The sequence below is a fragment of the Streptomyces sp. JLBJ103 genome (assembly GCF_058215575.1).
Genome location: NZ_CM177089.1, coordinates 3222778 through 3246346, shown reverse-complemented (window position 1 = coordinate 3246346; position 23569 = coordinate 3222778). Strand labels below are relative to the sequence as shown.

Annotated in this window: 35 protein-coding genes; 34 read left to right on the top strand and 1 reads right to left on the bottom strand. The window is 67.9% G+C overall.

Features of this window, described 5'->3' with window-relative positions:
• Positions 1–27 precede the first annotated feature (27 nt).
• A complete protein-coding gene (locus tag AC4BEG_RS14130; protein ID WP_490706231.1) occupies positions 28–2175 on the bottom strand; it encodes a PIG-L family deacetylase in 2148 nt (715 codons plus the stop codon).
• Positions 2176–2414: 239 nt separating this feature from the next.
• Here AC4BEG_RS14130 and AC4BEG_RS14125 point away from each other — a divergent pair, with 239 nt between their 5' ends.
• The 34 genes from AC4BEG_RS14125 (at position 2415) to truA (ending at position 23454) form a co-directional block, all read left to right on the top strand.
• Positions 2415–2834, top strand: a complete 420-nt coding sequence (locus AC4BEG_RS14125) for a hypothetical protein (RefSeq protein ID WP_490706230.1) — start codon at positions 2415–2417, stop codon at positions 2832–2834.
• Positions 2831–5122, top strand: coding sequence for a hypothetical protein (locus tag AC4BEG_RS14120; RefSeq protein ID WP_490706229.1), 2292 nt, complete (start codon positions 2831–2833; stop codon positions 5120–5122). Before AC4BEG_RS14125 ends, AC4BEG_RS14120 begins: the two co-directional genes overlap by 4 nt.
• A 520-nt stretch (positions 5123–5642) precedes the next feature.
• Positions 5643–5951 (top strand): 30S ribosomal protein S10, encoded by a 309-nt coding sequence (gene rpsJ, locus AC4BEG_RS14115; protein ID WP_003948644.1) that lies wholly within the window; start codon positions 5643–5645, stop codon positions 5949–5951.
• Positions 5952–5964: 13 nt separating this feature from the next.
• Positions 5965–6609, top strand: a complete 645-nt coding sequence (rplC, locus tag AC4BEG_RS14110) for a 50S ribosomal protein L3 (RefSeq protein WP_201882616.1) — start codon at positions 5965–5967, stop codon at positions 6607–6609.
• A gap of 8 nt (positions 6610–6617) precedes the next feature.
• A complete protein-coding gene (rplD, locus tag AC4BEG_RS14105; protein WP_490706228.1) occupies positions 6618–7271 on the top strand; it encodes a 50S ribosomal protein L4 in 654 nt (217 codons plus the stop codon).
• A complete protein-coding gene (rplW, locus tag AC4BEG_RS14100; RefSeq protein ID WP_201882618.1) occupies positions 7271–7597 on the top strand; it encodes a 50S ribosomal protein L23 in 327 nt (108 codons plus the stop codon). Before rplD ends, rplW begins: the two co-directional genes overlap by 1 nt.
• A 47-nt stretch (positions 7598–7644) precedes the next feature.
• Positions 7645–8481 (top strand): 50S ribosomal protein L2, encoded by an 837-nt coding sequence (rplB, locus tag AC4BEG_RS14095; protein WP_490706227.1) that lies wholly within the window; start codon positions 7645–7647, stop codon positions 8479–8481.
• A 12-nt stretch (positions 8482–8493) separates the two neighbouring features.
• Positions 8494–8775, top strand: a complete 282-nt coding sequence (rpsS, locus tag AC4BEG_RS14090; RefSeq protein ID WP_009715878.1) for a 30S ribosomal protein S19 — start codon at positions 8494–8496, stop codon at positions 8773–8775.
• Between the two features lie 43 nt (positions 8776–8818).
• Positions 8819–9166 (top strand): 50S ribosomal protein L22, encoded by a 348-nt coding sequence (gene rplV / locus AC4BEG_RS14085; RefSeq protein WP_014054168.1) that lies wholly within the window; start codon positions 8819–8821, stop codon positions 9164–9166.
• On the top strand, positions 9166–9996 hold the full coding sequence (gene rpsC, locus AC4BEG_RS14080) for a 30S ribosomal protein S3 (RefSeq protein ID WP_254746267.1): 831 nt from the start codon (positions 9166–9168) through the stop codon (positions 9994–9996). The genes rplV and rpsC overlap by 1 nt, the downstream gene beginning before the upstream one ends.
• A 5-nt stretch (positions 9997–10001) precedes the next feature.
• A complete protein-coding gene (gene rplP, locus AC4BEG_RS14075; protein ID WP_014178774.1) occupies positions 10002–10421 on the top strand; it encodes a 50S ribosomal protein L16 in 420 nt (139 codons plus the stop codon).
• Positions 10421–10645: a 50S ribosomal protein L29 gene (gene rpmC / locus AC4BEG_RS14070; RefSeq protein WP_009715874.1), complete on the top strand. Its 225-nt coding sequence runs from the start codon at positions 10421–10423 to the stop codon at positions 10643–10645. The genes rplP and rpmC overlap by 1 nt, the downstream gene beginning before the upstream one ends.
• Entirely contained in the window at positions 10645–10932 is a 288-nt protein-coding gene (gene rpsQ / locus AC4BEG_RS14065; RefSeq protein WP_014054172.1) for a 30S ribosomal protein S17, read from the top strand. The genes rpmC and rpsQ overlap by 1 nt, the downstream gene beginning before the upstream one ends.
• Positions 10933–11066: 134 nt before the next feature.
• Complete coding sequence (gene rplN / locus AC4BEG_RS14060; protein ID WP_003998823.1) at positions 11067–11435, top strand: 50S ribosomal protein L14; 369 nt, start codon at positions 11067–11069, stop codon at positions 11433–11435.
• A gap of 3 nt (positions 11436–11438) precedes the next feature.
• Positions 11439–11762 carry a 50S ribosomal protein L24 gene (rplX, locus tag AC4BEG_RS14055; protein WP_014054173.1) on the top strand — a complete coding sequence of 108 codons (324 nt, stop codon included), beginning with the start codon at positions 11439–11441 and terminating at the stop codon, positions 11760–11762.
• Positions 11762–12322 (top strand): 50S ribosomal protein L5, encoded by a 561-nt coding sequence (rplE, locus tag AC4BEG_RS14050; RefSeq protein WP_176181322.1) that lies wholly within the window; start codon positions 11762–11764, stop codon positions 12320–12322. The genes rplX and rplE overlap by 1 nt, the downstream gene beginning before the upstream one ends.
• Positions 12323–12325: 3 nt before the next feature.
• Positions 12326–12511, top strand: a complete 186-nt coding sequence (locus tag AC4BEG_RS14045) for a type Z 30S ribosomal protein S14 (RefSeq protein ID WP_003948630.1) — start codon at positions 12326–12328, stop codon at positions 12509–12511.
• 208 nt (positions 12512–12719) lie between these two features.
• The gene (gene rpsH / locus AC4BEG_RS14040) at positions 12720–13118 is read left to right on the top strand and encodes a 30S ribosomal protein S8 (RefSeq protein ID WP_490706226.1); all 399 of its coding nucleotides are present in this window, start codon (positions 12720–12722) and stop codon (positions 13116–13118) included.
• Between the two features lie 22 nt (positions 13119–13140).
• A complete protein-coding gene (gene rplF / locus AC4BEG_RS14035; RefSeq protein ID WP_201882621.1) occupies positions 13141–13680 on the top strand; it encodes a 50S ribosomal protein L6 in 540 nt (179 codons plus the stop codon).
• 4 nt (positions 13681–13684) lie between these two features.
• The gene (gene rplR / locus AC4BEG_RS14030; protein WP_490706225.1) at positions 13685–14068 is read left to right on the top strand and encodes a 50S ribosomal protein L18; all 384 of its coding nucleotides are present in this window, start codon (positions 13685–13687) and stop codon (positions 14066–14068) included.
• 46 nt (positions 14069–14114) lie between these two features.
• Positions 14115–14720 carry a 30S ribosomal protein S5 gene (gene rpsE, locus AC4BEG_RS14025; RefSeq protein WP_201882633.1) on the top strand — a complete coding sequence of 202 codons (606 nt, stop codon included), beginning with the start codon at positions 14115–14117 and terminating at the stop codon, positions 14718–14720.
• Positions 14721–14722: 2 nt separating this feature from the next.
• On the top strand, positions 14723–14905 hold the full coding sequence (rpmD, locus tag AC4BEG_RS14020) for a 50S ribosomal protein L30 (protein ID WP_009715866.1): 183 nt from the start codon (positions 14723–14725) through the stop codon (positions 14903–14905).
• A 1-nt stretch (position 14906) separates the two neighbouring features.
• Positions 14907–15362, top strand: a complete 456-nt coding sequence (gene rplO / locus AC4BEG_RS14015) for a 50S ribosomal protein L15 (RefSeq protein ID WP_311726666.1) — start codon at positions 14907–14909, stop codon at positions 15360–15362.
• A gap of 204 nt (positions 15363–15566) precedes the next feature.
• A complete protein-coding gene (gene secY / locus AC4BEG_RS14010; protein WP_490706224.1) occupies positions 15567–16880 on the top strand; it encodes a preprotein translocase subunit SecY in 1314 nt (437 codons plus the stop codon).
• The gene (locus AC4BEG_RS14005; protein ID WP_490706223.1) at positions 16880–17536 is read left to right on the top strand and encodes an adenylate kinase; all 657 of its coding nucleotides are present in this window, start codon (positions 16880–16882) and stop codon (positions 17534–17536) included. Before secY ends, AC4BEG_RS14005 begins: the two co-directional genes overlap by 1 nt.
• Before the next feature lie 92 nt (positions 17537–17628).
• Positions 17629–18465, top strand: coding sequence for a type I methionyl aminopeptidase (gene map, locus AC4BEG_RS14000; protein ID WP_490706222.1), 837 nt, complete (start codon positions 17629–17631; stop codon positions 18463–18465).
• Between the two features lie 177 nt (positions 18466–18642).
• The gene (gene infA, locus AC4BEG_RS13995; RefSeq protein WP_003956442.1) at positions 18643–18864 is read left to right on the top strand and encodes a translation initiation factor IF-1; all 222 of its coding nucleotides are present in this window, start codon (positions 18643–18645) and stop codon (positions 18862–18864) included.
• 29 nt (positions 18865–18893) lie between these two features.
• A complete protein-coding gene (gene rpmJ, locus AC4BEG_RS13990; protein WP_003956441.1) occupies positions 18894–19007 on the top strand; it encodes a 50S ribosomal protein L36 in 114 nt (37 codons plus the stop codon).
• A gap of 185 nt (positions 19008–19192) precedes the next feature.
• Positions 19193–19573: a 30S ribosomal protein S13 gene (rpsM, locus tag AC4BEG_RS13985; protein WP_009715861.1), complete on the top strand. Its 381-nt coding sequence runs from the start codon at positions 19193–19195 to the stop codon at positions 19571–19573.
• Positions 19574–19639: 66 nt separating this feature from the next.
• Complete coding sequence (rpsK, locus tag AC4BEG_RS13980; protein ID WP_009715860.1) at positions 19640–20044, top strand: 30S ribosomal protein S11; 405 nt, start codon at positions 19640–19642, stop codon at positions 20042–20044.
• 27 nt (positions 20045–20071) lie between these two features.
• Positions 20072–20698 carry a 30S ribosomal protein S4 gene (gene rpsD, locus AC4BEG_RS13975; RefSeq protein ID WP_490706221.1) on the top strand — a complete coding sequence of 209 codons (627 nt, stop codon included), beginning with the start codon at positions 20072–20074 and terminating at the stop codon, positions 20696–20698.
• A 105-nt stretch (positions 20699–20803) separates the two neighbouring features.
• A complete protein-coding gene (locus AC4BEG_RS13970) occupies positions 20804–21826 on the top strand; it encodes a DNA-directed RNA polymerase subunit alpha (RefSeq protein ID WP_009715858.1) in 1023 nt (340 codons plus the stop codon).
• Between the two features lie 112 nt (positions 21827–21938).
• Complete coding sequence (gene rplQ / locus AC4BEG_RS13965) at positions 21939–22457, top strand: 50S ribosomal protein L17 (RefSeq protein WP_490706220.1); 519 nt, start codon at positions 21939–21941, stop codon at positions 22455–22457.
• A 121-nt stretch (positions 22458–22578) separates the two neighbouring features.
• On the top strand, positions 22579–23454 hold the full coding sequence (gene truA / locus AC4BEG_RS13960; RefSeq protein WP_490706219.1) for a tRNA pseudouridine(38-40) synthase TruA: 876 nt from the start codon (positions 22579–22581) through the stop codon (positions 23452–23454).
• Positions 23455–23569 lie beyond the last annotated feature (115 nt).

The window sequence follows — 23569 nt, the reverse complement described above, 5'->3', positions numbered from 1 at the left end:
GCCGGCGAGCCCGGGGAGCGCTGGTGGCTACGCCCGCGATGTGAGGCGCGGGCGCCAGATCCACGGAGTGGCGCCGGGTGCGATACCGACCACGGCCACTCCCTTGTGCCCCTCCGCCAGCAGCGCCGGGGTGCCCACCGGGATCAGCCGTCCGGGCGCGCGCAGCGGCCTGCCGCGTGACCCCGTGCCGTACTGGATCTGGACCTCGCCGTCGAGGTCACGGCCGAGCAGCACCGTTGTCCTGGCCTTCCGGCGGCCGCCCGGTGTGGCCACGGTCTGCACGGCGACCGGGCCGTAGCCCTCGAAGTGCCGCACGGTGCGCCCGGCTCCCGCCCCGGCCACGTCGCCGAGCTGGTGCACACCGGGCGCGGTGGCCGCGGGCGTGCGGTAGACCAGCGAGAGCGAGCCGTCCGGGGCCACCGCGGCGCCCGGCTGGTCACCAGGGCGCGGCAGCCCGGTCGGCGGCAGCAGCGTCACCGGCCCGTCGACGCGCTGCTGGCCCCAGTGGTGGACGGTGTCGCGGCCCGCGGCGACGACATGGACGCGGCCCTCGCCGTCCAGGGCGGCGGTCAGCCCGTCCTGGATCTCCCCGCCGCCGAGCCGCTGCCAGGGACCCCAGCGGCCCGCTGTGTCCCGTACCCGGGTGGCCAGGCTCTTGTCCGAGGTCCGTACGAACAGGTGGATCCGCCCGTCCGGGGCGGCGACCGCCACCGGGCAGCCGGTTCGGCGCCCGCGCTCGGGGTCCGAGTCGGGGGTCCCGAGACTGGTCCAGGGGCGGAACGGCCCGTCGGGGCCGCGCTGCTCCAGCGCCACGATCTCCCGCAGTCCGGTCTCGCCCTGGCCGCCCAGTGAGGCGAACCGCAGCCCGAGGAGCAGCTGCCGCCCCTTGGCGTCGCGCACCGCGGACAGCGTGGGGGCCAGCGGACCGCCACCGAGCCCCTGCGGCGGGCCGAACCGCCCGCTCCCGGCCGAGGTCTCGCGCCAGCGCACGGCCTGGGTGCTCAGTACGCCGTAGGCGACGAGACGGCCTTCGCGGTCGGTGGTGGGGGCGGGCAGGGCACCGGGGTAGCGGTAGTGGGTGGATCGGATCCAGCCCTTGCGGTTCTTCAGCGGGCGCTGCCCGCCCTGGCTGTAGTCGCCGCAGCCCGCGTTGTCGCCGCACTTCCAGGTGGGGGAGCCGCCGTAGGACTTGATCAGCCGGGCCTTGTCGGCCAGCACGGCGGGCGGCAGATTGTGCGGCCAGCGCTGGTTGTAATAGCCGCGGAACGCGGTGGTGGCGAAGCGCGGCGCGCGCTTGTCGCGGCGGGCGGAGTCCGCGACCCACTGGGTGATCGCCTTCCAGGCGAACAGGGCCACCGGGGTGTGGTCGCGGTGGTCGGAGCAGCCCGGCTGGTCGTTGTCCCTGGGGTGTAGCGCGTCATGCACCTGGAAGTCGGGGTCCGGGTCGAGGGTGTGGATCAGGGTGGGCCGGAAGCGGCGCATGATCTCGGCGAGCACATCGACCAGCGTCTGATGGACGTAGGAGCTGGGGTGCGCCACGGGTGAGCCGGTGGCCTGAAGGGTGCGCATCACGGTGCCGGGGGTGTCCCACAGGGCCGGGATCCGCACCCCGCCCTCCGAGAGCATCGCGATGTTGAGGAAGATCAGCCGGACGCTGCGGGCACCGTTGGCCAGGACGTTGGTCTCCGCGGTGACACCGCCGGGCAGCCGCAGCACCGCGCGCTTCCAGCCGGTGAACTGGCTGAGCCCCAGCATCTGCGCGTACGCCTGGCGCAGCCCCTGGTGGCGAGAGGCGGAGTAGTCGGCCTTGTTCGGTGCCGGTACGGGGCGTCCGGCCACGTAGTTGATGCCACGTGCCTCGCCCGCGGTGACGTAGACGCTGACCACGGGGACCCCGGAGCGCAGCACGTGTTCGGCGTCCGGGTTCATGAAGTACAGGTCGTCATCGGGATGGGCCAGGACCTGGAGCAGAGTTGCGTCCTTGTCGCCCGACGCCGAGGTGAACGGCTCGGCGGCGCCCGGCTTGGTCGGGCGGGCCGCTGCGGCGGGCCCGGTGGACGAGCCGGACTGTCCGACGCAGCCGGTGGTGCCGACGGCGGTGGCGGCGGTGAGGGCCGCCAGCGCGGCCAGTGTCTGCCTCCGCGTGGTGCCGGACGGAATCCTTCGACTGTTCAATTTGGTGACCCTGTCACTTGGGCAGCACGTAATCTCCGGCTGCTTTCCCGTAGAAGGGGACGGTCGGTGATCTTCCAGGGTTGTCCGGTGAGCGGGAGGTCTGGGTCACAGAACGGACAACACCCCGGGCCGCGGCGTTCAGTCGGCGCCCCTGCCGCGGTCATCTCCCGTTCGTTTTGGCGCATTACGTTCGTGCCGCCTCATACGGGGGGCTCGTCATCGACACAACAGGGGGACGGATGACGTTCGAGGAGGAGTGGGCGCAACTCAAGGCGGCCGCCCACGCGCCGTCGGCGGCCACGGGGACACGGCTGGACTCGTCCGGGTGCGGCAGCGGGGCGGGGGGCCCGCAGAAGCTCCATGTGACGGCCTCCGTGCTGCGCGGGCGCGCGGGCAAGGCCGAGACGGTACGGGGGCAGTTCCTCACCGCGGACGACGAGGTCATGACCGAGACCGGCCAGGTCAGCGGCACCCTCACGGGCTTCGCCACCGACCAGGCCATCGACACCTTCCTGGAGCGCTGGAAGGACCAGATGGCCTATGTGAAGGGGCAGTTCAGCAGCACCGCGACCGCCCTGCGCACCGCCGCCGACGCCTTCACCCACGAGGACCGGAAGCAGGCCCTGGGCTACCGCGTGGACAGGGAGAAGCAGCCGTGAGCGAGCAGCTCGGCTACACCGAGGTGAAGAACGCGAACCTCACCCCGCTCCGCGAGGCCGTCACCAAGTGGAGCCAGGCGCCGGGGAAGTTCCAGCAGATCGACACCAACTTCGGCACCGATGTCACCAAGGGGCTGGCCCAGTCCGACTGGCACGGCGAGGCGGCCGACGCGGCCTGGCGCACACTGCGCGCGGTGCGGCGGCAGATCCTCGCCGCGGCCGAGGAGGCCCGCCGGGTGCACAACGTCATGAAGCAGGGGCTGGAGAAGTTCACCTCGGCCAAGAACACCCTGGACGCCATCGAGAAGGAGCTCGAGGGCCACCAGTATCTGAAGCTCAACAAGCACGACGGCTCGGTCTATCTCGATCTGCCCGACGACCAGGAGCAGAACCGCGCGGCGCTGAACAAGTCCTACCAGGACACCTTCGCCCACTACCGCGAGCGCACCCGCGCGGCGCTGGAGCTGGCGGGGGAGGCGGACAGCGCCCTGGTCCAGGCCCTGACCGCGGACGTCAACGGTGAGCGGCGCGGCTTCAACGACCACGCCTACAACAGCCTGGACGAGGCCCGGAAGGCGGCCGCGAAGGACCTGAAGCAGGCCATCGAGCTGGCCGGGACCGAGAACGGCCGGCTGTCCTCCTCCCAACTGGCCCAGCTGGCGGTGCTGATGGCCCGGCACAGCCAGGACCCCGAGTTCGCCGAGCAGTTCGCCACGAAGCTGGGCGCGGAGCGCACTCTCAAGCTCTGGTACAACGCGACGCATCCGCGCAACCCGCTGTACCCCGATACCGACGTCGACGACACGGCGTGGTGGAAGTCGGCCAAGAGCCTCCAGCAGAGCCTGGGGACGACCCTGGCCACCGCTTCCCACGCGGACACCCCCGCCATGGCGGCGTGGAAGGACGAGATGATCCGCCTGGGTCCGCAGCGGCTGGAGGACTCCGGCGGGCGCACCCACCCCTACGGCTTCCAGCTCATGAGCAACCTGATGCGCACCGGGACGTACGACAAGGACTTCCTGAACACCTACGGCGACAAGCTGGTGGCCTGGGACAAGAAGAACAACACCAAGGACGGCTTCGCCTACTGGTCGAACACCGGCGACACCGACGCGCTGAATCTGATCGGCCGCCGCGGTGACAACGGCATGGACGCGATGACCGGCTTCCTGGAAGGGCTCGGCCACAGCCCGGAGGCGTCCACCGAGTTCTTCCGGAAGCCCGCCGGCGGCGGGCTCAACCCCCGTTTCGAGTACCTCACCCAGGACCGCAACTGGATCTTCGACGGCAACACCCGGGGCGGCCCCCGCACCCTCCCGGGCCATGAGGCCCTCGGCCACGCCCTGACCGCGGCGACGACGGGCTACGCCTGGGATGCCGACGAGGTCGCGGGCAAGGACCCGGAGATCTTCCGGCACGGCGGCGACCGGCGGACCGCGGCGACGGCGGATGTGATGGAGCAGGTCGTCACCGTCTACGGGGGCGAGGACGGCCCCGGGCTGCTGCACGACCAGCCGGGGATGGCGACGAGCCTGGGGCGGATGGGCGGGGCGTATGTGGACGACATCAACTACCACATGTCCGGAGTGGGCGAGCACAGCAAGAGCGGCGATGCCTTCCCGCCCGCGTACCGGGGCCGGGCCGACTTCGGCCGCGACGGCGCGCTCAACTTCCTCAGCGTGCTCGGCCAGAACGAGACCTCGCACGGGATCATGAACCAGGCCGAGCACCTCTACACCCTCAGCCAGATCGCGGCCCATCCTCCGGCCGACGGCGCGGAGAACTACGCGATGGGCCGCAGGGCGCTGCTCACCGAGGCCGAGGCGCGCGGGGTCCTCGACCAGTCCCGCGCCGCTCAGATCGAGGCGACCTACGCCCATGACAGCGCCGAGGCGCAGAAGGCGTTCCAGGAGTCGTCGAACTGGACGAGGGTCGGATACAACGCCAGTACGCCCGTGGTGAGCCAGGGCATCGTCAGCCTGGTGGGCAAGGCGGGTCCGTGGGGGCTGGTGGTGCCCGTCGCGGTGAGCGCGGGCCAGGAGTTCGCGAAGGTCTTCCACAACGACGCGATCTTCGGTGGACCGGAGCTGCCCGAGCCCCCGCAGGACGCGTCGGAGTTCTACCGGCGGGGGGAGAACCAGTTCGGCGAGGTGGCCGCGCAGTACTTCAAGGGGCACGGGAACGAGCTGGACTCCGAGGGGAATCTCGCCGATGACCTCAAGGAGAAGTACCACGGGACCGGCGCGGGGGAAGGCGCTCACCTGGGCCGCAAGCCCTACCCGGGCTGACCGCGGGGTCCGGCGCCGCCGGGCGGACGTGCCGACCACCCGCACCGAGATGTGCCGGGTGCGCCGCCCGGCGGACGACGCACTGGCGCTGGTGGTGGACCCACCGGGCGTGACAGGGGCGCGAGCGCCGGGTTTGCGCGCTCCCGCGCGGGGGGTATGCTTCCCCGCTCCTGATTGGCGTCCGGAGCAGCCGCTATGGCACACTAGCCAGGTTGCTCGGTTGAGTGCCGATGCTGCGCGCCTCCCGCCGGGAGGACTGGAAGCGAGTCCCGCAGTACTCGTCGTCCCTGCTCAGGGGCGGAAGTACGGGAATCTTCCGGGAAGTGTCAGCGGGGCCCCAGCCAGGCGCCCGGTGGGTGACTTTCTCCCCCAGCCAACCCCTTCATCAGGGATTTCTCCTATGGAGAGCTATGAGAAGGGGCGCGACACGCCCGACCGCGTGGGTCGGGAGTGGGTGGGAGGGAGCCGCGTACTCCGCCGGGTCCCAGAGCGTTACGAGAGACAGGACTACGAAGTAGCCATGGCGGGACAGAAGATCCGCATCCGGCTCAAGGCCTACGACCACGAGGTCATCGACTCCTCGGCGAAGAAGATCGTCGAGACGGTGACCCGCACTGGTGCGTCGGTCGCGGGCCCGGTGCCGCTGCCCACAGAGAAGAACGTGTACTGCGTCATCAAGTCGCCGCACAAGTACAAGGACTCGCGCGAGCACTTCGAGATGCGTACGCACAAGCGCCTCATCGACATCCTCGACCCCACGCCGAAGACCGTCGACTCGCTCATGCGTCTCGACCTGCCGGCGGGCGTCGACATCGAGATCAAGCTCTGAGGTGACGCGCGAGATGGCTAAGCAGATCAAGGGCGTCCTGGGCGAGAAGCTCGGCATGACGCAGGTGTGGGACGAGAACAACCGCGTCGTCCCGGTCACCGTCGTCAAGGCCGGTCCCTGCGTCGTGACCCAGGTCCGTACCGATGACGCGGACGGCTACAACGCCGTCCAGATCGCCTTCGGCGAGATCGACCCGCGCAAGGTGAACAAGCCCCTCAAGGGCCACTTCGCCAAGGCCGACGTCACCCCGCGCCGCCACCTGGTGGAGCTGCGTACCGCTGACGCCAGCGAGTACACGCTCGGCCAGGAGGTCACCGCCGAGGTGTTCGAGTCCGGTGTGAAGGTCGATGTGACCGGCACCAGCAAGGGCAAGGGCACCGCCGGTGTCATGAAGCGCCACGGCTTCGCCGGCCTCGGCGCCGGCCACGGCACCCAGCGCAAGCACCGCTCGCCGGGCTCCATCGGTGGCTGCGCCACCCCGGGCCGCGTGTTCAAGGGCCTGCGCATGGCCGGCCGCATGGGCAACGAGCGGGTCACCACCCAGAACCTGACCGTCCACGCCGTTGACGCGGAGAAGGGTCTGCTCCTGATCAAGGGAGCGGTTCCTGGTCCGAACGGCGGCCTCGTCCTGGTCCGTACCGCGGCCAAGGGGGCCTGAGGTAACCGATGAGCACCATTGACATCCTTTCGCCGGCAGGCGACAAGGCCGGGACCGTCGAGCTCCCCACGGAGATCTTCGACGCGCAGGTCAGCGTTCCGCTGATCCACCAGGTCGTCGTCGCCCAGCTGGCCGCTGCCCGCCAGGGCACGCACAAGACCAAGACCCGCGGCGAGGTCCGTGGCGGTGGCAAGAAGCCGTACCGCCAGAAGGGCACCGGCCGCGCCCGCCAGGGCTCGACCCGCGCGCCGCAGTTCGCCGGCGGTGGCGTTGTGCACGGTCCCGTGCCGCGCGACTACAGCCAGCGCACCCCGAAGAAGATGAAGGCCGCCGCCCTGCGCGGTGCCCTCTCCGACCGGGCGCGCCACAGCCGCATCCACGTGGTGACCGGTGTGGTCGACGGCGACATCTCCACCAAGGCCGCGAAGGCCCTGCTGGGCAAGATCAGCGAGCGCAAGAACGTGCTCCTGGTCGCCGAGCGGAGCGACGAGGCCGCGTGGCTGTCCGCCCGCAACCTGCCCCAGGTGCACATCCTGGAGCCGGGCCAGCTGAACACGTATGACGTGCTCGTCTCCGACGACGTGGTCTTCACCAAGGCCGCCTTCGAGTCCTTCGTGGCTGGTCCCAAGGCCGCTGAGAAGACCGAAGGGAGCGCCGCCTGATGACTGAGGCGACCGCTGTCACCAGCAAGACCTTCACGGACCCCCGCGACGTTCTCGTCAAGCCGGTGGTCTCGGAGAAGAGCTACGCGCTGCTCGACGAGAACAAGTACACGTTCATCGTCGCGCCCGGCGCCAACAAGACCCAGATCAAGCAGGCCGTCGAGGCGGTCTTCTCGGTCAAGGTCACCGGGGTCAACACGATCAACCGGCAGGGTAAGCGCAAGCGGACCAAGACCGGCTACGGCAAGCGCAAGGACACCAAGCGCGCCATCGTGACCCTCGCCGAGGGCGACCGCATCGACATCTTCGGCGGCCCGGTCTCCTAACGGAGATCGGAACGTCCAGAAGTCCGGAATCTTCCGAGGACTGAGAAATGGGTATCCGCAAGTACAAGCCGACGACCCCGGGCCGTCGTGGCTCCAGCGTCGCCGACTTCGTCGAGATCACGCGGTCCACGCCGGAGAAGTCGCTGGTCCGCCCGCTGCACAGCAAGGGTGGTCGTAACAACGCCGGCCGCATCACGGTCCGCCACCAGGGTGGCGGTCACAAGCGTGCGTACCGCGTGATCGACTTCCGCCGTCATGACAAGGACGGCGTCCCGGCGAAGGTCGCGCACATCGAGTACGACCCCAACCGCACCGCGCGCATCGCGCTGCTGCACTACGCCGACGGCGAGAAGCGCTACATCCTCGCCCCGCGTGGCCTGAAGCAGAACGACCGGATTGAGAACGGCCCCGGTGCCGACATCAAGCCCGGTAACAACCTGGCGCTGCGCAACATCCCGGTTGGTACCACGATCCACGCCATCGAGCTGCGGCCCGGCGGCGGCGCGAAGTTCGCCCGCTCCGCGGGTGCCTCCGTGCAGCTGCTGGCGAAGGAGGGCTCCATGGCCCACCTTCGTATGCCGTCCGGTGAGATCCGCCTGGTCGACGTCCGCTGCCGCGCCACTGTCGGCGAGGTCGGCAACGCCGAGCAGTCGAACATCAACTGGGGCAAGGCCGGCCGCATGCGCTGGAAGGGCGTCCGCCCGACCGTTCGTGGTGTGGTCATGAACCCTGTCGACCACCCGCACGGTGGTGGTGAGGGCAAGACCTCCGGTGGTCGCCACCCGGTCTCGCCGTGGGGTCAGAAGGAGGGCCGTACGCGCTCGCCGAAGAAGGCCAGCAACAAGTACATCGTCCGCCGCCGCAAGACGAACAAGAAGCGCTAGGAGCGGGTTTAGATGCCGCGTAGTCTCAAGAAGGGGCCCTTCGTCGACGACCACCTGATCAAGAAGGTGGATGTCCAGAACGAAGCCGGCACCAAGAACGTCATCAAGACCTGGTCCCGCCGCTCGATGATCGTCCCGGCCATGCTCGGCCACACGATCGCGGTGCACGACGGCCGCAAGCACGTCCCGGTGTTCGTCTCCGAGTCGATGGTCGGCCACAAGCTCGGCGAGTTCGCGCCGACCCGCACCTTCCGCGGCCACGAGAAGGACGACCGCAAGTCGCGTCGTCGCTGATCGGCGGAGTGCGAAGACTATGACTGACACCGAAGGGACAACCATGGAAGCCAGGGCCCAGGCGCGGTACATCCGCGTCACGCCCATGAAGGCCCGCCGCGTGGTGGACCTCATCCGTGGCATGAGCGCCACGGAGGCTCAGGCGGTCCTGCGCTTTGCCCCGCAGGCCGCGAGCGTGCCCGTCGGCAAGGTGCTGGACAGCGCCATTGCCAACGCTGCACACAACTACGACCACACCGACGCCGACAGCCTCGTCATCTCCGAGGCATACGTCGACGAGGGCCCGACCCTGAAGCGGTTCCGTCCGCGTGCCCAGGGCCGCGCCTACCGGATCCGCAAGCGGACCAGCCACATCACCGTGGTCGTCAGCAGCAAGGAAGGAACCCGGTAATGGGCCAGAAGGTTAACCCGCACGGGTTCCGGCTCGGCATCACCACGGACTTCAAGTCCCGCTGGTACGCCGACAAGCTGTACAAGGACTACGTCAAGGAAGACGTCGCCATCCGCCGGATGATGACGAAGGGCATGGAGCGCGCCGGTATCTCCAAGGTGGAGATCGAGCGCACCCGTGACCGCGTCCGCGTCGACATCCACACCGCCCGGCCGGGCATCGTCATCGGCCGCCGCGGCGCGGAGGCCGACCGTATCCGCGGCGAGCTGGAGAAGCTCACCGGCAAGCAGGTGCAGCTGAACATCCTCGAGGTCAAGAACCCCGAGACCGATGCTCAGCTGGTCGCGCAGGCCGTCGCCGAGCAGCTGTCCTCCCGCGTCTCCTTCCGTCGTGCCATGCGTAAGAGCATGCAGTCCACGATGAAGGCCGGCGCCAAGGGCATCAAGATCCAGTGTGGTGGCCGTCTCGGCGGCGCCGAGATGTCGCGCTCGGAGTTCTACCGCGAGGGCCGCGTGCCCCTGCACACGCTCCGCGCCAACGTCGACTACGGCTTCTTCGAGGCCAAGACCACCTTCGGCCGCATCGGCGTCAAGGTGTGGATCTACAAGGGCGACGTGAAGAACATCGCCGAGGTCCGCGCCGAGAACGCCGCCGCCCGCGCCGGCAACCGCCCGTCGCGCGGTGGCAGCGACCGCCCGCAGCGCCGTGGTGGCGAGCGTGGTGGCCGCGGCCGTAAGCCGCAGCAGCAGCAGAGCGCCCCCGCCGCCGAGGCCCCCAAGGCCGAGGCCGCTGCCGCTCCGGCCGCTGAGAGCACCGGAACGGAGGCCTGACCGACATGCTGATCCCTCGCAGGGTCAAGCACCGCAAGCAGCACCACCCCAAGCGGTCCGGTATGGCCAAGGGCGGTACGGAGCTGGCGTTCGGCGAGTACGGCATCCAGGCCGTCACCCCGGCGTACGTCACCAACCGTCAGATCGAGGCCGCTCGTATCGCGATGACCCGCCACATCAAGCGTGGCGGCAAGGTCTGGATCAACATCTACCCGGACCGTCCGCTGACGAAGAAGCCTGCCGAGACCCGCATGGGTTCCGGTAAGGGTTCGCCGGAGTGGTGGATCGCGAACGTCAAGCCCGGTCGGGTGATGTTCGAGCTGTCCTACCCGAACGAGAAGACTGCGCGTGAGGCGCTCACCCGCGCTGCTCACAAGCTCCCGATGAAGTGCCGGATCGTGCGGCGCGAGGCAGGTGAGTCGTGATGGCGGCCGGTACCAAGGCGTCCGAGCTGCGTGAGCTGAACAACGAGGACCTCGTTGGCAAGCTGCGTGAGGCCAAGGAAGAGCTGTTCAACCTCCGCTTCCAGGCGGCGACCGGACAGCTCGAGAACCACGGCCGGCTGAAGGCCGTCCGCAAGGACATCGCCCGGATCTACACCCTGATGCGGGAGCGCGAGCTCGGCATCGAGACGGTGGAGAGCGCCTGATGAGCGAGACGAATGTGACTGAGAACGCAACGCAGAACCGCGGATTCCGCAAGACCCGTGAGGGTCTGGTCGTCAGCGACAAGATGGACAAGACCGTCGTCGTCGCCGTCGAGGACCGCGTCAAGCACGCGCTGTACGGCAAGGTCATCCGCCGTACCAACAAGCTCAAGGCGCACGACGAGCAGAACGCCGCGGGTGTCGGCGACCGCGTCCTCCTGATGGAGACCCGGCCGCTGTCCGCGACCAAGCGCTGGCGCGTCGTCGAGATCCTCGAGAAGGCCAAGTAGGTAATTCCCGTAAGGGAATTCCAAGTGAACCAGCCTGAAGGCAACAGCCTTCTGGACAGTTCCGCCAGGCTCGGCGAGCTCCGCAACGCAACCGCGGAGCTCGCCGGGAACCGGCAGACGATCAGGAGATAGACGTGATCCAGCAGGAGTCGCGACTGCGCGTCGCCGACAACACGGGCGCGAAGGAGATCCTTTGCATCCGTGTTCTCGGTGGCTCCGGTCGCCGCTACGCGGGCATCGGTGACGTCATCGTCGCCACCGTCAAGGACGCGATCCCCGGTGGCAACGTGAAGAAGGGTGACGTCGTCAAGGCGGTCATCGTGCGCACCGTCAAGGAGCGCCGCCGCCCGGACGGTTCGTACATCCGCTTCGACGAGAACGCGGCCGTCATCCTCAAGAACGATGGCGACCCCCGCGGCACCCGTATCTTCGGCCCGGTGGGCCGTGAGCTGCGCGAGAAGAAGTTCATGAAGATCATCTCGCTCGCGCCGGAGGTGCTGTAACCGATGAAGATCAAGAAGGGCGACCTGGTCCAGGTCATCACCGGTAAGGACAAGGGCAAGCAGGGCAAGGTCATCGCGGCCTTCCCCCGCGAGGACCGGGTCCTGGTCGAGGGTGTCAACCGGGTCAAGAAGCACACCAAGGCCGGACAGACCGCCCGTGGTTCGAAGACCGGCGGCATCGTGACGACCGAAGCCCCGATCCACGTGAGCAATGTGCAGCTCGTGGTGGAGAAGGACGGCAACAAGGTCGTCACCCGCGTCGGATACCGCTTCGACGACGAGGGCAACAAGATCCGCGTTGCCAAGCGGACCGGTGAGGACATCTGATGACTGCCACCACCACTGCACCGCGTCTCAAGACGCGCTACCGCGAAGAGATCCAGGGCAAGCTGCGTGAGCAGTTCTCCTACGAGAACGTCATGCAGATCCCGGGTCTCACCAAGGTCGTGGTCAACATGGGTGTGGGCGACGCCGCCCGCGACTCCAAGCTGATCGAGGGCGCCATCCGCGACCTCACCACGATCACCGGCCAGAAGCCGGCCGTCACCAAGGCCCGTAAGTCCATCGCGCAGTTCAAGCTGCGTGAGGGCCAGCCGATCGGTGCCCACGTCACCCTCCGCGGTGACCGCATGTGGGAGTTCCTGGACCGCCTGGTCTCGCTCGCGCTGCCGCGCATCCGCGACTTCCGTGGTCTGTCGCCGAAGCAGTTCGACGGCCGGGGCAACTACACCTTCGGTCTCACGGAGCAGGTCATGTTCCACGAGATCGACCAGGACAAGATCGACCGCGTCCGGGGTATGGACATCACCGTGGTGACCACGGCGACCAACGACGAAGAGGGCCGTGCCCTGCTGCGTCACCTCGGCTTCCCGTTCAAGGAGGCGTGAGCCGTGGCGAAGAAGGCTCTTATTGCCAAGGCCGCCCGCAAGCCCAAGTTCGGCGTGCGTGGGTACACCCGCTGCCAGCGCTGCGGCCGTCCGCACTCCGTGTACCGCAAGTTCGGCCTGTGCCGCGTGTGCCTTCGTGAGATGGCTCACCGTGGCGAGCTGCCGGGCGTGACCAAGAGCTCCTGGTAACGGCCCTTACGGGCTGGTACCGGACTCTCGGTAAGCAATAAGGATGGCGGGCCCCGCCCTTCCACTCCCGTAGAGTGGAAGGGTTGGGCGCTCGCCGCCCTGAATCCTTACTACGCCGTAGGTCCCCGCGCCGCACCCGTGCCCACCATGAGTGGGTGAGAGGGATGGCGCAGATAGGAAACCCCGGCGAGAGAGGCCGAAGGCCATCATGACCATGACCGATCCGATCGCAGACATGCTGACCCGTCTGCGAAACGCGAACTCGGCGTACCACGACTCCGTCGTGATGCCGCACAGCAAGATCAAGTCGCACATCGCGGAGATCCTCCAGCAGGAGGGCTACATCACCGGCTGGAAGGTCGAGGACGCCGAGGTCGGCAAGAACCTCACCCTCGAGCTGAAGTTCGGCCCGAACCGCGAGCGCTCGATCGCCGGCATCAAGCGGATCTCGAAGCCGGGCCTGCGGGTCTACGCAAAGTCCACCAACCTGCCGAAGGTGCTCGGCGGCCTGGGCGTGGCGATCATCTCCACGTCGCACGGGCTCCTCACCGACAAGCAGGCCAGCAAGAAGGGCGTGGGTGGGGAAGTCCTCGCCTACGTCTGGTAACAGGGAACGGAGGAACAGGTCAATGTCGCGCATTGGCAAGCTGCCCATCCAGGTTCCCGCTGGTGTGGACGTCACCATCGATGGCCGCACGGTCGCCGTGAAGGGTCCCAAGGGATCTCTCTCGCACACCGTCGCCGCGCCGATCGAGGTCGCCAAGGGTGAGGACAACAACCTCGTTGTCACCCGCCCGAACGACGAGCGTCAGAACAAGGCCCTGCACGGCCTGTCCCGCACGCTGGTGGCGAACATGATCACCGGCGTGACCCAGGGCTACAGCAAGGCGCTCGAGATCAGCGGTGTCGGCTACCGAGTCCAGGCGAAGGGCTCCAACCTGGAGTTCGCGCTGGGCTACAGCCACCCGATCCTGGTCGAGGCCCCGGAGGGCATCACCTTCAAGGTGGAGTCCCCGACCAAGCTGAGCGTCGAGGGCATCGACAAGCAGAAGGTCGGCGAGGTCGCCGCGAACATCCGCAAGCTGCGCAAGCCTGACCCGTACAAGGCCAAGGGCGTCAAGTACGCGGGCGAGGTCATCCGCCGCAAGGTCGGAAAGGCTGGTAAGTAAAGCCATGGCATACGGTGTGAAGATCGCCAAGGGCAACGCCCGCAAGGCTGCCGCCGTCAAGCGCCGCCACATCCGCGTGCGGAAGCGGATCTCCGGTACGCCGGCCCGTCCCCGCCTGGTCGTGACGCGCTCCAACCGTCACATCGTGGCGCAGGTCATCGACGACATCGCGGGCCACACCCTGGCCTCGGCGTCGACCCTGGACACCACCATCCGTGGTGGCGAGGGCGACAAGAGCGCGCAGGCGAAGCAGGTCGGCGCGCTGGTGGCCGAGCGGGCGAAGGCCGCGGGTGTCGAGGCCGTCGTGTTCGACCGCGGTGGCAACCAGTACGCCGGGCGGATCGCCGCTCTGGCGGACGCCGCCCGCGAAGCCGGGCTGAAGTTCTAAGCCCCGGTTCCGGAGCTAGCGGACGTAAACGAGAGAGGTAAATCCAATGGCTGGACCCCAGCGCCGCGGTGGCGGCGCCGGTGGCGGCGAGCGGCGGGACCGGAAGGACCGGCGGGACGGCGGCGCAGCTGCCGAGAAGACCGCTTACGTCGAGCGCGTTGTCGCGATCAACCGCGTCGCCAAGGTTGTGAAGGGTGGTCGTCGCTTCAGCTTCACCGCGCTGGTCGTGGTGGGCGACGGTGACGGCACCGTGGGTGTCGGTTACGGGAAGGCCAAGGAGGTGCCGGCCGCCATCGCCAAGGGTGTGGAGGAGGCCAAGAAGCACTTCTTCAAGGTTCCCCGGATCCAGGGCACCATTCCGCACCCGATTCAGGGCGAGAAGGCCGCGGGCGTCGTGCTGCTCAAGCCGGCGTCGCCCGGTACCGGTGTGATCGCCGGTGGCCCGGTGCGCGCCGTGCTGGAGTGCGCGGGCATTCACGACGTGCTCAGCAAGTCGCTCGGTTCGTCGAACCCGATCAACATCGTGCACGCCACGGTGACGGCCCTCCAGGGACTTCAGCGTCCCGAGGAGATCGCCGCCCGCCGTGGTCTGCCGCTCGAGGACGTCGCCCCCGCCGCTCTGTTGCGGGCGCGTGCCGGGGTGGGTGTGTGAGCATGGCCCGCCTGAAGATCACGCAGACGAAGTCGTACATCGGCAGCAAGCAGAACCACCGCGACACCCTGCGTTCGCTCGGGCTGAAGAAGCTCGGCGACGTGGTTGTCAAGGAGGACCGCCCCGAGTTCCGCGGCATGGCGACGACCGTGCGGCACCTCGTGACGGTTGAGGAGGTCGACTGACATGGCGGAGAGCAACCCGCTGAAGGTCCACAACCTCCGGCCCGCCCCGGGCGCCAAGACCGCCAAGACCCGTGTCGGTCGTGGTGAGGCGTCCAAGGGTAAGACCGCTGGTCGTGGCACCAAGGGCACCAAGGCCCGCTACCAGGTTCCGGAGCGCTTCGAGGGTGGGCAGATGCCCCTCCACATGCGTCTCCCGAAGCTCAAGGGCTTCAAGAACCCCTTCCGCACCGAGTACCAGGTCGTGAACCTGGACAAGCTGACCGCGCTCTACCCGCAGGGTGGCGAGGTCACGGTGGCCGACCTGGTCGCCAAGGGTGCGGTTCGCAAGAACCAGCTCGTCAAGGTGCTGGGTTCCGGTGAGGTCTCCGTGGCGCTCCAGGTGACGGTCGACGCCGTCTCCGGTTCCGCCAAGGAGAAGATCACCGCTGCCGGTGGCACCGTCACCGAGCTCGTCTGAGCACGGTGCACAACTGGCCGGGGATGCCCCACTTCTGGGGCATCCCCGGTTGGTCGTTCCAAGGGGAGCCAGGTCGCCGGTAAGGTGGCGTGCGTTGTTACCTTCCGCGCGGTACGTCTCCGTGCGGGTCCTGGCTGATAAGTATTCGTCGATCCTCAAGACCGTCACCTCTCGCGCATGCACGCGGGGGGCGCAGGAGGCACCGTGCTCACCGCGTTCGCCCGAGCGTTCAAGACGCCCGACCTGCGCAAGAAGCTGCTGTTCACGCTGGGCATCATCGTGCTCTTCCGGCTCGGACAACATGTCCCGCTGCCGGGCATCGAATACAAGAACGTCCAGACGTGTATGGACCTGGCCAAGGGCCAGCAGGGCCTCTTCGGCCTGGTCAACATGCTCAGCGGCGGCGCGCTTCTTCAGATCACCATCTTCGCGCTAGGGATCATGCCGTACATCACGGCGAGCATCATCCTTCAGCTGCTGACCGTGGTGATCCCGCGTCTCGAGGCCCTGAAGAAGGAGGGCCAGGCCGGTCAGGCGAAGATCACGCAGTACACCCGGTATCTGACGGTGGCCCTCGCGGTTCTCCAGGGCACCGGACTGGTCGCCACCGCCCGCAGTGGCCAGCTCTTCCAGAGCTGCCCGGTCGGCAACCAGATCGTCCGCGACGACACGATCTTCACCACCGCCGTAATGGTCATCACCATGACCGCCGGTACCGCGCTGATCATGTGGCTCGGTGAGCTGATCACCGACCGCGGCATCGGCAACGGCATGTCGATCCTGATGTTCATCTCGATCGCCGCCGCCTTCCCCGGCTCCATGTGGAGCATCAAGCAGCAGGGCAAGATCCTCGGCGGCTGGCTGGAGTTCAGCCTCGTCATCGCCTGCGGTCTGGCCATGGTCGGCCTGGTGGTCTTCGTCGAGCAGGCACAGCGCCGGATCCCGGTGCAGTACGCCAAGCGCATGATCGGCCGTCGCTCGTACGGCGGTACGTCCACCTACATCCCGGTGAAGGTCAACCAGGCGGGTGTGGTCCCCGTGATCTTTGCCTCATCGCTGCTCTACATCCCGGCGCTGATCGTCCAGTTCAGTCAGTCGAAGGCGGGGTGGGCGAACTGGATTTCGCAGAACTTCGTCAAGGGTGACCACCCCATTTACATCGCCACGTACTTCCTGCTGATCGTCTTCTTCGCCTTCTTCTACGTCGCCATCAGCTTCAACCCCGAAGAAGTTGCCGACAACATGAAGAAGTATGGTGGGTTCATCCCGGGTATTCGGGCTGGTCGTCCCACTGCGGAGTATCTGAGCTACGTGCTGAATCGCATCACGTGGCCCGGCGCTCTCTACCTGGGGTTGATCGCCCTCGTGCCCACGGTGGCACTGGTGACTCTCAACGCCAATCAGAACTTCCCGTTCGGCGGCACCAGCATCTTGATCATCGTGGGTGTCGGCCTGGAGACCGTGAAGCAGATCGAGAGCCAGCTTCAGCAGCGACACTACGAAGGGTTCCTCCGCTGATGCGAATCGTCCTCGTCGGGCCTCCTGGAGCCGGCAAGGGTACGCAGGCTGCGTACCTCGCCGAGAACCTGTCGATCCCGCACATCTCCACGGGCGACCTCTTCCGCGCCAACATCAGCCAGGGCACACCGCTCGGCAAGCAGGCGCAGGAGTACATGCGGGCCGGGCAGCTGGTCCCCGACGAGGTCACCATCGGCATGGCCGAGGACCGGATGAACCAGGCGGACGCCGCGAGCGGCTTCCTGCTCGACGGTTTCCCCCGGAACCTGGCCCAGGCCGAGGCCCTGGACGGCTACCTGCGTGAGCACGAGCTCTCGCTGGACGCGGTGCTGGACCTGGAGGTCCCCGAGGCCGAGGTGGTCAAGCGCATCGCCGGCCGCCGGACCTGCCGCAACGACAGCGCGCACACCTTCCATGTGGAGTACAAGCAGCCCCAGGCCGAGGGCGTGTGCGACGAGTGCGGCGGTGAGCTGTACCAGCGCGAGGACGACAGCGAGGAGACGGTCCGCAAGCGGTTGGAGGTCTACCACCGCGAGACGGAGCCGATCATCGACTACTACAAGTCCAAGGGCCTGGTCGTGACGATCTCGGCGCTCGGCAAGGTGAACGAGGTCACCCAGCGGGCCATGGACGCCCTGGCCGCCAAGGCGGCCTGAGCAAGCGGTACCGGCTACGGCCGCGATGCCCGGTGAGGGTGTCGCGGCCGTACTGTTGCAGAGACGACCGATGCGTTGCGGAAGGTATGACGATGGTGGAGATCAAGACCCCCGAGCAGATCGTGAAGATGCGCGAGGCGGGCCTGGTCGTCGCCGCCATCCACCAGGCGACCCGTGAGGCGGCCGTCCCCGGCGCCTCCACCAAGGACCTGGACGACGTCGCCCGCAAGGTGATCGCCGACCATGGCGCCAAGTCGAACTTCCTGGGCTACGGCGGCTTCCCCGCCACCATCTGCACCTCGGTGAACGAGGTCGTGGTGCACGGCATCCCGGACCGGGAGACCGTGCTCAAGGACGGCGACATCATCTCCATCGACGCGGGCGCGATCATCGACGGCTGGCACGGCGACGCCGCCTTCACCGTCTTCGTCGGCGAAGGTCACGCTCCGGAGCTGCATGAGCTCAGCCGGGTCACCGAGGAGTCGATGTGGGCCGGGATCGCCGCGGTCCGCAAGGGCAACCGGTTGGTCGACATCTCCAAGGCGATCGAGGGCTACATCCGGCGGCAGCCGCGTCCGGCCTCCGGCAAGTACGGGATCATCGAGGACTATGGCGGCCATGGCATCGGCAGCCAGATGCACATGGACCCGCATCTGCTGAACTATGTCTCCCGCAAGCGCGGCAAGGGGCCGAAGCTGGTGCCCGGCTTCTGTATCGCGATCGAGCCCATGGTGAGCCTGGGCACCGCGAAGACCCATGTCCTGGCCGACGACTGGACCGTCAAGACCGACGACGGGACCTGGTCCAGCCACTGGGAGCACTCGGTCGCGCTGACCGAGGAGGGTCCGCTGGTGCTGACCGCCGTGGACGGCGGCAAGGCCAAGCTGGCCGAGCTGGGCGTCGAGGCCGCCCCTGACCCGCTGGCGTAAAGCCGCTCCGCCCCGCTCTACCCGTGGGCGTGAACCCTTGCATAAGGATCTCAGGATTCGGGCATGCTGCCCTGGATTCGTGTTTCGGGATGCGCTGACGTAGACTGACACGTCGGCTCACGCATGCCCTCCCGCATGTCGCGAGCCGATCAAGGTAGCCGATCCCGAAAGCAGGACATGGCCAAGAAGCAAGGCGCCATCGAAATCGAGGGCACCGTGATCGAGTCTCTGCCGAACGCGATGTTCAAGGTGGAGCTCCAGAACGGTCACAAGGTCCTCGCGCACATCAGTGGCAAGATGCGCATGCACTACATCCGCATCCTGCCCGATGACCGGGTCGTGGTGGAGCTCTCTCCGTACGACCTCACGCGCGGACGGATCGTCTACCGCTACAAGTAGATCTCACGACCCGGAGAACCTCACATCCCATGAAGGTCAAGCCGAGCGTCAAGAAGATCTGCGACAAGTGCAAGGTGATCCGCCGCCACGGTCGGGTCATGGTCATCTGCGACAACCTGCGCCACAAGCAGCGCCAGGGCTGACGCACGTCCGGCCGCAGACCTGCACTTTCGCAGTATCTTCGCGCGACGCATAACTGCCTGTACATACGCAGTCACCCGTTCCCGTCAGCATGGGGACGACACCCCCGGTCGGAGGCCGGGGACCCGGCCGGAGAGCCGGGAGCGGTGCTGCGGAAGACCTCCGACAACCATCTGGAGCCAGATTCATGGCACGCCTCGCAGGCGTTGATCTCCCGCGCGAAAAGCGCGTTGAGGTCGCCCTCACCTACGTCTTCGGCATCGGTCGCACCCTTGCCCAGCAGACGCTCGCCAACACCGGTGTGAACCCGGACACCCGCGTTCGCGACCTGGCCGAAGAGGACCTGGTCAAGATCCGCGAGTACGTGGACAACAACATCAAGACCGAGGGTGACCTCCGTCGCGAGATCCAGGCCGACATCCGCCGCAAGGTCGAGATCGGCTGCTACCAGGGTCTGCGTCACCGCCGCGGCCTGCCGGTCCACGGTCAGCGCACCAGCACCAACGCCCGCACCCGCAAGGGCCCGCGTCGCGCCATCGCCGGTAAGAAGAAGCCGGGCAAGAAGTAGTCCACACCGGACGCCGCCAAGCGGTCCGAGCTGTAGGACCGACCACCTCCACGGGAGAATTCAGGAATGCCTCCGAAGAGCCGTACGGCCGGCGCCAAGAAGGTGCGCCGCAAGGAGAAGAAGAACGTCGCCCACGGGCACGCTCACATCAAGAGCACGTTCAACAACACCATCGTTTCGATCACCGACCCCACCGGGAACGTGATCTCCTGGGCCTCGGCCGGCCACGTCGGCTTCAAGGGCTCGCGCAAGTCCACTCCGTTCGCCGCGCAGATGGCCGCCGAGTCGGCCGCCCGCCGCGCCCAGGAGCACGGCATGCGCAAGGTCGACGTGTTCGTCAAGGGTCCGGGCTCCGGCCGTGAGACCGCGATCCGCTCGCTCCAGGCCACCGGCCTCGAGGTGGGCTCGATCCAGGACGTCACCCCGACTCCGCACAACGGCTGCCGCCCGCCGAAGCGCCGGCGCGTCTGACCCGTCGAAGCAGGAGACAACTGGACAATGGCGCGTTACACCGGGGCCGACTGCAAGCGTTGCCGTCGGGAGAAGCAGAAGCTCTTTCTCAAGGGGAGCAAGTGCGAGAGCGCGAAGTGCCCGATCGAGATCCGTCCTTACCCCCCGGGTGAGCACGGACGCGGGCGCACCAAGGACAGCGAGTACCTCCTTCAGCTTCGTGAGAAGCAGAAGGCCACCCGTATCTACGGTGTCCTTGAGAAGCAGTTCCGTGGCTACTACGCGGAGGCGAACCAGAGGACCGGCAAGACCGGTGAGAATCTGCTGCGCATCCTCGAGTCCCGCCTCGACAACGTGATCTACCGGGCCGGCTTCGCCAAGTCCCGCGATCACGCCCGTCAGCTGGTCCGCCACGGCCACATCAATGTGAACGGCCGCAAGACCGACATCCCGTCGGCCCGTGTGGCCGTGAACGACATCATCGAGGTCCGCAAGGCTTCGCAGGAGCTCACCCCGTTCGTGGTGGCTCGTGCGGAGGCGGGCGAGCGCACCGTCCCGGCATGGCTGGAGGCCATTCCGTCGAAGATGCGCGTCCTCGTGCACGCGCTGCCCGAGCGCCAGGTGATCGACACCCAGGTGCAGGAGCAGCTGATCGTCGAGCTCTACTCCAAGTAGTAGATCAGGCGAGACGGGCGGTACGGAGCCATTCGGCACGTACCGCCCGTACCATAGAAGGGTTCGGCGTCAAATAGCGGGCGCCGAAGACTGGAGGCAAAACCCATGCTGATCGCTCAGCGTCCCTCGTTGACCGAAGAGGTCGTCGACGAGTTCCGCTCCCGGTTCGTGATCGAGCCGCTGGAGCCGGGCTTCGGCTACACCCTCGGAAACTCCCTGCGTCGTACGCTCCTCTCCTCGATCCCCGGTGCCGCTGTCACCAGCATCCGGATCGACGGGGTCCTGCACGAGTTCACCACCGTGCCGGGCGTCAAAGAGGACGTCACCGACCTCATCCTCAACATCAAGCAGCTGGTCGTCTCCTCGGAGCACGACGAGCCGGTCGTGATGTACCTGCGCAAGCAGGGCCCCGGCCTGGTCACCGCCGCGGACATCGCCCCGCCGGCCGGTGTCGAGGTGCACAACCCGGACCTGGTCCTGGCCACGCTGAACGGCAAGGGCAAGCTGGAGATGGAGCTGACCGTCGAGCGCGGTCGCGGCTATGTCTCCGCCGTCCAGAACAAGCAGGTCGGCCAGGAGATCGGCCGGATTCCGGTCGACTCGATCTACTCGCCGGTGCTCAAGGTCACGTACAAGGTCGAGGCGACCCGTGTCGAGCAGCGCACCGACTTCGACAAGCTGATCGTCGACGTCGAGACCAAGCAGGCCATGCGCCCGCGCGACGCCATGGCGTCGGCCGGTAAGACCCTGGTCGAGCTGTTCGGTCTGGCCCGCGAGCTGAACGTGGACGCCGAGGGCATCGACATGGGCCCGTCCCCGACGGATGCCGCGCTGGCCGCCGATCTGGCGCTGCCGATCGAGGAGCTCGAGCTCACCGTCCGCTCGTACAACTGCCTCAAGCGTGAGGGCATCCACTCGGTGGGCGAACTGGTGGCCCGCTCCGAGGCGGACCTGCTGGACATCCGCAACTTCGGCGCCAAGTCGATCGACGAGGTCAAGGCGAAGCTGGCCGGGATGGGCCTGGCGCTCAAGGACAGCCCGCCCGGGTTCGACCCGACCGCCGCGGCTGACGCCTTCGGCGCCGACGACGACGCGGACGCCGGCTTTGTGGAGACCGAGCAGTACTAGAACCTGCCGGTCCGCTGTGGCTGAGGTCTTGTCCTCAATCGCCGGACGGGCTGGATTTTGTTCACTGACACCGGTACCTGACACGGCCGGTGCAGACACCTAGGAGAAACACATGCCGAAGCCCACCAAGGGCGCCCGTCTGGGCGGCAGCGCTGCGCACGAGCGGCTCATGCTGGCGAACCTCGCCACCGCGCTGTTCGAGCACGGCCGGATCACCACCACCGAGGCGAAGGCCCGCCGCCTGCGCCCGGTCGCGGAGAAGCTGGTCACCAAGGCGAAGAAGGGCGACCTTCACAACCGCCGTCTGGTGCTCCAGAGCATCCGTGACAAGAGCGTTGTGCACACTCTCTTCACCGAGATCGCGCCGCGCTACGAGAACCGGCCGGGTGGCTACACCCGTATCACCAAGATCGGTAACCGCCGTGGCGACAACGCCCCGATGGCGGTCATCGAGCTGGTCGAGGCGCTGACCGTGCAGCAGGAGGCTGTCGGCGAGGCCGAGGCCGCCACCCAGCGCTCCGCCAAGGACGCTGCTGGTGACCAGGCGGTCGCGGACCTGAAGAAGGACGAGGCTCCGGTCGCCGAGGCCGAGGCCACCGAGGCTCCGGCCGAGGAGTCCAAGGACGCCTGAGTCCACTCTCCGCGCGAGCGGAGGTGAGCCGGACGCCTGCGCCGTCTGACGGCCATGGACGGGCCCGCCCCAGAACAGGGGCGGGCCTTTCCGCATGTCCCGCGTATCGAGAGGAACTGTGGTGAGTGACGAGGCGGCGCCCGGCTTCGTACGGGTCCGGCTGGACCTGAGCTATGACGGCGCGGACTTCTCGGGCTGGGCGAAACAGCGCGAACGGCGCACCGTCCAGGGCGAGTTGGAGAGGGCGCTGCGTACGGTCACCCGCTCGTCCGAGACCTATGAGCTGACCGTCGCGGGCCGTACCGACGCGGGGGTGCACGCCCGTGGGCAGGTCGCCCATGTCGACCTGCCGGAGCCGCTGTGGGCCGAGCACCGGGACAAACTGCTGCGCCGCCTCGCGGGCCGGCTGCCGCACGATGTCCGCGTCTGGCGCGTCACCGAGGCACCCGCCGGTTTCAACGCCCGCTTCTCCGCGATCTGGCGCCGCTACGCCTATCGCGTCGTCGACCACCCCGGCGGTGTCGATCCGCTGCTGCGCGGCCATGTGCTCTGGCACGACTGGCCGCTGGACGTCGACGCGATGAACGCCGCCTCGACACGGCTGCTGGGCGAACACGACTTCGCGGCGTACTGCAAGCGCCGCGACGGCGCCACCACCATCCGCACCCTTCAGCGGCTGAGCTGGGAGCGCGGCGCGGACGGCGTCATCACCGCCACGGTGCGCGCCGACGCCTTCTGCCACAACATGGTGCGCTCGCTGGTCGGCGCGCTGCTCTTCGTCGGCGACGGCCACCGCTCCCCGGACTGGCCCGGGAAGGTGCTGGCCGCCGGTGTGCGCGATTCCGCCGTCCATGTCGTCCGCCCCCACGGACTGACCCTCGAAGAGGTCGGCTACCCCGCCGATGACCAGCTCGCGGCCCGCAACCGCGCCTCCCGCAACAAGCGTTCCCTCCCGGGCGCGGCCACCGCGGTGGACCTGAACGCGGGGTGCTGCTGACTCCCGTTCCGCCGCGGGCGGGTGTGAGCTGTGCGCAGCGGGGTACTCGGCGCCGCGGATGGCGTCGGGAGTCGGCCGGGCGCCGGGACGGAAGGCGTGAGAAGGCCGGGGGAGG

Coding starts and splice junctions, on each gene's coding strand:
- AC4BEG_RS14125 (WP_490706230.1), top strand. CDS start 2,415: ATGACGTTCGAGGAGGAGTGGGCGCAACTCAAGGCGGCCGCCCACGCG.
- rpsJ (WP_003948644.1), top strand. CDS start 5,643: ATGGCGGGACAGAAGATCCGCATCCGGCTCAAGGCCTACGACCACGAG.
- rplC (WP_201882616.1), top strand. CDS start 5,965: ATGGCTAAGCAGATCAAGGGCGTCCTGGGCGAGAAGCTCGGCATGACG.
- rplD (WP_490706228.1), top strand. CDS start 6,618: ATGAGCACCATTGACATCCTTTCGCCGGCAGGCGACAAGGCCGGGACC.
- rplW (WP_201882618.1), top strand. CDS start 7,271: ATGACTGAGGCGACCGCTGTCACCAGCAAGACCTTCACGGACCCCCGC.
- rplB (WP_490706227.1), top strand. CDS start 7,645: ATGGGTATCCGCAAGTACAAGCCGACGACCCCGGGCCGTCGTGGCTCC.
- rpsS (WP_009715878.1), top strand. CDS start 8,494: ATGCCGCGTAGTCTCAAGAAGGGGCCCTTCGTCGACGACCACCTGATC.
- rplV (WP_014054168.1), top strand. CDS start 8,819: ATGGAAGCCAGGGCCCAGGCGCGGTACATCCGCGTCACGCCCATGAAG.
- rpsC (WP_254746267.1), top strand. CDS start 9,166: ATGGGCCAGAAGGTTAACCCGCACGGGTTCCGGCTCGGCATCACCACG.
- rplP (WP_014178774.1), top strand. CDS start 10,002: ATGCTGATCCCTCGCAGGGTCAAGCACCGCAAGCAGCACCACCCCAAG.
- rpmC (WP_009715874.1), top strand. CDS start 10,421: ATGGCGGCCGGTACCAAGGCGTCCGAGCTGCGTGAGCTGAACAACGAG.
- rpsQ (WP_014054172.1), top strand. CDS start 10,645: ATGAGCGAGACGAATGTGACTGAGAACGCAACGCAGAACCGCGGATTC.
- rplX (WP_014054173.1), top strand. CDS start 11,439: ATGAAGATCAAGAAGGGCGACCTGGTCCAGGTCATCACCGGTAAGGAC.
- rplE (WP_176181322.1), top strand. CDS start 11,762: ATGACTGCCACCACCACTGCACCGCGTCTCAAGACGCGCTACCGCGAA.
- rpsH (WP_490706226.1), top strand. CDS start 12,720: ATGACCATGACCGATCCGATCGCAGACATGCTGACCCGTCTGCGAAAC.
- rplF (WP_201882621.1), top strand. CDS start 13,141: ATGTCGCGCATTGGCAAGCTGCCCATCCAGGTTCCCGCTGGTGTGGAC.
- rplR (WP_490706225.1), top strand. CDS start 13,685: ATGGCATACGGTGTGAAGATCGCCAAGGGCAACGCCCGCAAGGCTGCC.
- rpsE (WP_201882633.1), top strand. CDS start 14,115: ATGGCTGGACCCCAGCGCCGCGGTGGCGGCGCCGGTGGCGGCGAGCGG.
- rpmD (WP_009715866.1), top strand. CDS start 14,723: ATGGCCCGCCTGAAGATCACGCAGACGAAGTCGTACATCGGCAGCAAG.
- rplO (WP_311726666.1), top strand. CDS start 14,907: ATGGCGGAGAGCAACCCGCTGAAGGTCCACAACCTCCGGCCCGCCCCG.
- AC4BEG_RS14005 (WP_490706223.1), top strand. CDS start 16,880: ATGCGAATCGTCCTCGTCGGGCCTCCTGGAGCCGGCAAGGGTACGCAG.
- map (WP_490706222.1), top strand. CDS start 17,629: ATGGTGGAGATCAAGACCCCCGAGCAGATCGTGAAGATGCGCGAGGCG.
- infA (WP_003956442.1), top strand. CDS start 18,643: ATGGCCAAGAAGCAAGGCGCCATCGAAATCGAGGGCACCGTGATCGAG.
- rpmJ (WP_003956441.1), top strand. CDS start 18,894: ATGAAGGTCAAGCCGAGCGTCAAGAAGATCTGCGACAAGTGCAAGGTG.
- rpsM (WP_009715861.1), top strand. CDS start 19,193: ATGGCACGCCTCGCAGGCGTTGATCTCCCGCGCGAAAAGCGCGTTGAG.
- rpsK (WP_009715860.1), top strand. CDS start 19,640: ATGCCTCCGAAGAGCCGTACGGCCGGCGCCAAGAAGGTGCGCCGCAAG.
- rpsD (WP_490706221.1), top strand. CDS start 20,072: ATGGCGCGTTACACCGGGGCCGACTGCAAGCGTTGCCGTCGGGAGAAG.
- AC4BEG_RS13970 (WP_009715858.1), top strand. CDS start 20,804: ATGCTGATCGCTCAGCGTCCCTCGTTGACCGAAGAGGTCGTCGACGAG.
- rplQ (WP_490706220.1), top strand. CDS start 21,939: ATGCCGAAGCCCACCAAGGGCGCCCGTCTGGGCGGCAGCGCTGCGCAC.